Below are 6,154 nucleotides of genomic sequence, written 5' to 3'. Positions count from 1 at the left end.
GAAAAAATAAAGTTATCGAAATTAAAAAGAAAGCAATAAAAGATATTGCTATATGGGCTTTGATGAATAGTTCACTATCATATGCGCAGATAGTAGAATTTATTTCTCAAAATTCAGGTGACCAATTACGTGTAGATGTTTCTGAAGTAGAAAAATGCTTGAAAGAATTGGATTTTATAGATGTTGTAGATAATGTGGCAAGCATAAAGCCTGTACAAGAAATAAATATGATAGAATTCTACCGTTCATTGTTGGGATTGGGTATTCCTACAAAACTATACAATAGTTTCTATATAGAACATATTGATGAATCACTATTAGATAGTATTATAAGGTTACAGGGAGGACTTTCTTTGACAAAAGAAGAAAGAGATATTGTTTTGTTTATTATAAAGCATTCACCATCTGCTCTTCGTTTGGCTATTTATCCCAATCCTCTTTTTTCTTGTAAGTCTAAAATTATTGGAGGCGATCTAAATGCATTGCAAGAAAGCTTAAAAAGCTCATTTATTCAAACTTTAGCAAATTGCTTTGAAGTTGATGCCGATGGTGATATAGCTATGTTATTATTTGACAAATTGGAATTAAGAGATTTTTATAAACAAACCAACTACCAGGTTGTACTGAAAGATGGATCTAAATGTACAATCCCTGTTTCAAAAAGACTTTATTATATTCCCTTTGAAGATATTGAAGGCGGTGCTGTGATACAGGCAAGCAAAGATTTTATTGGACAATATGATAAGGAATCAGGATATATGATAGGGGGAAAACAGAAAAGGCAAAAGGAAAAGACTCTGTTTGGAATCGTAAAGCATAAAACAGGTATTGACGAAGAGTATTTGTCTATTTTTGGTTGACAAAACAATATACGTTCAATGAAATATTGTCGAAAAATATTAAAGATCCACTCCAAAAACTAATGATTATAGATGGTAATATAAATGTATCTGGTGACGATGAAAATTTGGAACAAATGGCTAAAAATAGTATTATAGATAATATTACAGGCGAAGAAGCAGTTTTCGATTTAGACCTGTTTACTACAAAGACAAGTCGAAATGAAACCAATCATTTTCATATATATGTAGATGATAATGGAAATTATAAAGTTGTAGATAGCAATTTTGTTGCGGATGAGTTAACACTAGAGGAATACGGTAGTTTAATACATGAATATGTGCATTATATACAGCATATCCAGACATTGTTTGGAGTCAACAGAACGAGGTTGTATACACGACTGTATATTGAATATAGAAAATATCTTATTACTCATAAAAAAGTCGAAATGCCTCTTAATATAGATGTTGTAGCTCCTTCTGCAATCCCTATATTTGCTAAAGAGTTAGATAAAGAAGGATATCAACATTACGATTATGGTATCGATGAAGTCGAGATTCGTGATACAGATATTGAAGAGGCAAGGACAAAATGCCATTCGGTAAGAGTTGGCATTTATGATTTTGAGCTAAACCAAGCATGGGATGGAGAAAAGGGGTATCACTTTGGATATTGGGCAATTATTGAAGGTATGGCTCATAACATACAGTTACTAATAGACCCTACTGTTGAAAACCGACATCTATCAGTACCATATAAAGTCGTGGATAGAATATGCGAAAAACTGTATCCAGAGATATTTAATAATAAGCTATTAATGATTTCATTGTGTTTGGTTTCATTATTATATGATAATCCTGGAGTAGGATTCTTTGATACTGCAAATCATATAGTCGAGTTTCATATAACCGATGGTAGACAGTTATATAAAGAGTCATTGCTGACTATCATAAATTTTAGAGGGAAGTCTATGCCTGTAAAAGATATGCTAAAAATCATGCAGGATGAGCTTTTGAATCAACTAAAAATGCTTATAGGACAGGAATTAGATTATTATCCGAAAGTTTTTAACCAAACACGTGAAGAATTGACGACAGGTGAAAGTACATTACTTAATATTCTATATGATGGTCTCATAAATGATAAAAAGACGTTTAATGATATTCTATTGCGAGTTTATGGCTTTCCATTTATAGAGTCACATGAGTCTTCTCTTCTTCAAAATAACCCTGATACAAATAAACCTTACTTAGAAGTAGCTCGTTTAGCCTCATGGGAATTATTGTATAAGCGATTAGTAGATAAATCCACCAAATGTAGGAGATATGAGTTGTGCCGTGGCAACGAAAAACATGAAGCTAGTGATGCTTTTTCTCCAGAATGTAAAGATGCTCAATGGTTAAAAGATAAAGATTGCATACTTAGCCGGGGCTTTAAATTATTTGGAAGTCATGTTGTAGAATGGGAACAAAGACGGGAGTGAAAAGATTTGAAATAGTATTGTATAGATCAACATCTTTGTCTAATTTTAGCGAGTAATATATAGTTGTCTATTTCTAAAATTTCAACAAATTGTAGTAGATATGATAGGCTTCAATTCGTATATCAATGGTCTTGACCTTTCGCGATTGACAGAGTATTGTATTAATCATGGTCGATTGACACAATATGCTAAAGGTGATTATTTCATAAAAGCAGGTGAAGAGTCTCAGTATATTGGATTTGTTGAATGTGGATACTTCAACTATATGGTACATAATTCCTCTGAACAAAAAGACTATCTTACAGGCTTCGCCTTTGAGGGTGAGTTCGTGGGCGATTACCCAAATTGTCTTTCAAGCAAGACGTCGGAGGTGACTATTGTGGCAGGGACTTCTAGTAAGGTCTTTCAATTAACTGGTGAAGAATTACGTAAGTTGTTAGATTCCGGGGGTATGAAAGATCTCAAACCAGCCATATCCGACCATCTCTTTTCGCAGGTCTATACACAATATCTTGATACCTATCGCATGACCACCAGAGAGCGGTATAAGCGTTTACTCTTTCGTTGTCCCCAAATAGTACAGAGTATCAACCTAAAAGATATAGCCTCTTATCTAAAAGTTACACCAACAACTATAAGCAACATACGTAGAGAGATAACTTTTGGGCTGTAAATTCTCAAAATGTTTTGAGAGTTTGCCCTAATGACGTTTCTTTTACTTTCAATTGTGCTTAGGCTTACAAATAAACTATTACTTTTGTACACAAAAAGCACAATATGAATATCGTTATCATCGGAGCCACCTCGGGTATTGGTAAAGCTCTTTTCGAGAAATATGCAAATGAGAACAATAGAATCGGCATTATTGGACGACGAGCACATTTGGTTGACGAATTGTATCATAAATATCCATCCAAGGCCATTCCTGCTAAAGCTGACATTACCAACTTGGAAGAGATTGGGCAAGCCATTTGTACTCTCCATGAAACGTTAGGGCACATTGATCTTGCTATCGCGTGTGCTGGTACTGGTGAGATTAACGCCACTCTTGACTATGCCGTGGAGCGTCCAACTATTGTTACTAATGTTGTAGGATGGACATTTGTCATTGACATGCTCTACCACATTTTCGAACGACAAAGCTGCGGCTATCTTGTTGCCATTACTTCTGCAGGTGGCCTGCGGGGTGAACCTATGGCACCTGCCTATAGTGCAACTAAAGCCTATCAAATCAACTATATGGAAGCCCTGCGTAAGAAGGCTTTCAAAAACGGAGGGCATATAATTGTTACAGATATTCGTCCAGGTCTTGTTGATACAGCTATGGCAAAAGGAGAAGGATTATTTTGGGTAATGCCAGTAGAAAAAGTTGCTAATCAAATCATTACTGCCATTCGGAAGAAGAAATCCAAAGCCTACGTTACTAAGCGTTGGCATATTTTAGCGATAATAAATAAAATCCTTCCATATTGTTTATATAAAAGAATGTAACTTCCTAATATTGAAAGAAAATTGCCTTTTGAAAGCAGTTTAGTTTACTCCGCTTTATATATAAAGAGGTCTAAACTAAACCTACTTTCCCACGCAGAATCTACTTGCCGATGCAGAAGTGCTGGAAGATATTGCCGAGTATTTCGTTGGGAGTGATTTGGCCTTGTCCGGTGATTTCTGCCAAGTCGGAAAGGACGAGGCGGAGGTCTTCAGCAATGAGGTCACCAGACAGTTGGTTGTTAAGTCCTGCGATGACGCGGCTCAGATTGTTTTGGGCATGGAGTAATGCCTCATAGTGTCGTGCATTGGTGATGATGATATCCGACTCTTTTATTTCGGGAATCTGGGCTGCTTCATAGATGAGGCTTTCCAGCGCTTCTATGTTAATGCCGAACTTGGCGCTAACGGCTATATGCGGGAAGCGTGAGGCATCTTCTGACAAGGTAATGGCTTGTTGGTCGGACTTATTGCAGACGAGAATCAAGGCCTTGTTGTTGATGTGGTTCATCATGTCTTCGAACTCTTCTTGGGAGGGTGTGGCGTCGATGAGCCAGAGTACAATACGAGCTTTGTCTATGGTTTGATAGGTGCGCTCGATACCTATCTGTTCAACAGCATCGTTGGTTTGGCGGATGCCAGCAGTATCAATAAAACGAAACTGTACTCCATTGATGGTCATCACGTCTTCAATGGTATCGCGTGTTGTTCCGTGGATATCGGAAACGATAGCACGTTCTTCTTTCAACAGTTTATTGAGTAATGTGGATTTTCCTACATTGGTTTTTCCGACAATGGCCACCGGTATGCCTTGTTTGATAGCCTGTCCCATTTGAAACGATGTTGCCAACTTTTGAATATGACTCTCAATATGTTGGGCGAGTTGCAGTAATTCGGTACGGTCGGCAAATTCCAAGTCTTCGTGGTCAGAGAAATCGAGTTCGAGTTCCAGTAGTGAAGTCAGTCGTAGCAGTTGTTCGCGCAGCTTTGACAATTCATTGGAGATACCTCCCCGCAGTTGGCTCATGGCCAAGTGGTGTGTTGCTTTGTTGTTTGCCGCGATAAGGTCAGCTACAGCTTCTGCTTGTGAGAGGTCGAGTTTTCCGTTAAGGTAGGCTCGTTGTGTATATTCGCCCGGTTGTGCTATGCGGCATCCTTGTGCAACAAGCAGTTCTATGACTTTGTTGATGATATACTGGCTTCCGTGGCATGATATTTCTGCACTTTCCTCTCCTGTGTAAGAGTGAGGTGCTCGGAATACGGAAACGAGGACTTCATCTATGACTTCATCATGGTTGACGATATGTCCATAGACGATAGAGTTAGCCTGCGCCTTTGTAAGGTCATGGGTGAAAATATGGGAAAGAATCTCAAGAGTTTGTGCTCCTGAGATTCTGATTATTCCTAATGCGCCTCCCGTCTTAGTGGCGAGCGCGCAGATTGTGTCGTTTTGCATTTATATTCTGTCGAGTACTTTTTCGATAAGTGTGTCGATGGAGTTTTTGTATTCAGTATTCATCTTCTGTGCATAGCGGTTGGCGATGACCATGCAGCAGGTCATGGCTTTATGTCCGAGCAACGACGATAGTCCTGCTAATGCACTCGACTCCATCTCGAAGTTACATATTTTTCTGCTATCGTATTCGAAGGCTTCAACTTTCTCGTTTTGAGTGGGATCTGCCAAGGGGATGCGTAGTTGTCTGCCTTGTGGTCCGTAGAATCCTCCACAGGCGATAGTATATCCGCGTACCATGTCATCTTGTGCGATACGGTCGATAAGTTCTTCATCGGCTTGTGCCACGTATGGTGCGCCCAATAGTGGATTCCAGTTCATGTGTTGTTTGAACGCTTCTTCCATTTTAAGGTCACACACATTGTTTCGTCCGCCATAGAAGTTGAGCAGTCCATCGAAACCGATGCTCTTTACCGATGCAACAAATGTGCCTGTAGGCGTGAATGGTTGCAGACCTCCACAGGTTCCGATGCGTACGAGTGTCAGGGTGCGATGCTCTTCTCTCTCTTCTCGTGTTTGGTAGTCGATATTAGCCAACGAGTCGAGTTCGTTAACCACGATGTCTATGTTATCGCATCCAATACCTGTTGATTGTACTGTGATGCGTTTTCCTTTATAGTTGCCTGTGATGGTATGAAACTCTCTGCTGCTCACTTCACATTCTTTGGTATCGAAGTGGTTAGCCACAGTATTTACTCTTCCGGGGTCACCCACAAGGATGACCTTATCTGCCAGTTGTTCGGGGCGTAGATGTAGATGGAAGCATGATCCATCGTTGTTGATAATCAGTTCTGATTCTGGGAATTTTCTTTTCATAGGTTTTCTCC

General features: G+C 39.0%; 6 protein-coding genes. 4 read left to right on the top strand and 2 right to left on the bottom strand.

Annotation, left to right across the window (positions count from 1 at the left end; translation table 11 throughout):
- The 4 genes from CIK90_RS14045 to CIK90_RS01035 all read left to right on the top strand — a co-directional run.
- Positions 1-860: hypothetical protein (locus CIK90_RS14045; RefSeq protein ID WP_158216008.1), on the top strand; the 860-nt coding region annotated here is incomplete at its 5' end.
- Positions 861-922: 62 nt separating this feature from the next.
- Positions 923-2,326, top strand: a complete 1,404-nt coding sequence (locus CIK90_RS01045; RefSeq protein WP_144007184.1) for a hypothetical protein — start codon at positions 923-925, stop codon at positions 2,324-2,326.
- Positions 2,327-2,426: 100 nt separating this feature from the next.
- Positions 2,427-2,999: a Crp/Fnr family transcriptional regulator gene (locus tag CIK90_RS01040; RefSeq protein WP_094464098.1), complete on the top strand. Its 573-nt coding sequence runs from the start codon at positions 2,427-2,429 to the stop codon at positions 2,997-2,999.
- A gap of 104 nt (positions 3,000-3,103) precedes the next feature.
- Entirely contained in the window at positions 3,104-3,817 is a 714-nt protein-coding gene (locus CIK90_RS01035) for an SDR family oxidoreductase (RefSeq protein ID WP_094464097.1), read from the top strand.
- Positions 3,818-3,917: 100 nt separating this feature from the next.
- On the opposite strand, the gene mnmE is transcribed toward CIK90_RS01035, so the two are convergent.
- Together mnmE and CIK90_RS01025 are read right to left on the bottom strand one after the other, a co-directional pair.
- Positions 3,918-5,270: a tRNA uridine-5-carboxymethylaminomethyl(34) synthesis GTPase MnmE gene (gene mnmE / locus CIK90_RS01030; RefSeq protein WP_094390009.1), complete on the bottom strand. Its 1,353-nt coding sequence runs from the start codon at positions 5,268-5,270 to the stop codon at positions 3,918-3,920.
- Entirely contained in the window at positions 5,271-6,143 is an 873-nt protein-coding gene (locus tag CIK90_RS01025) for a nucleoside phosphorylase (RefSeq protein WP_094464096.1), read from the bottom strand.
- Between the last annotated feature and the right edge of the window lie 11 nt (positions 6,144-6,154).

Origin of the sequence: Prevotella sp. P5-126 (assembly GCF_002251185.1) — a bacterium.
Taxonomy (GTDB): domain Bacteria; phylum Bacteroidota; class Bacteroidia; order Bacteroidales; family Bacteroidaceae; genus Prevotella.
The sequence above is the reverse complement of the archived record's forward strand: the minus strand, read 5'-3'. Positions and strand labels throughout refer to the sequence as shown.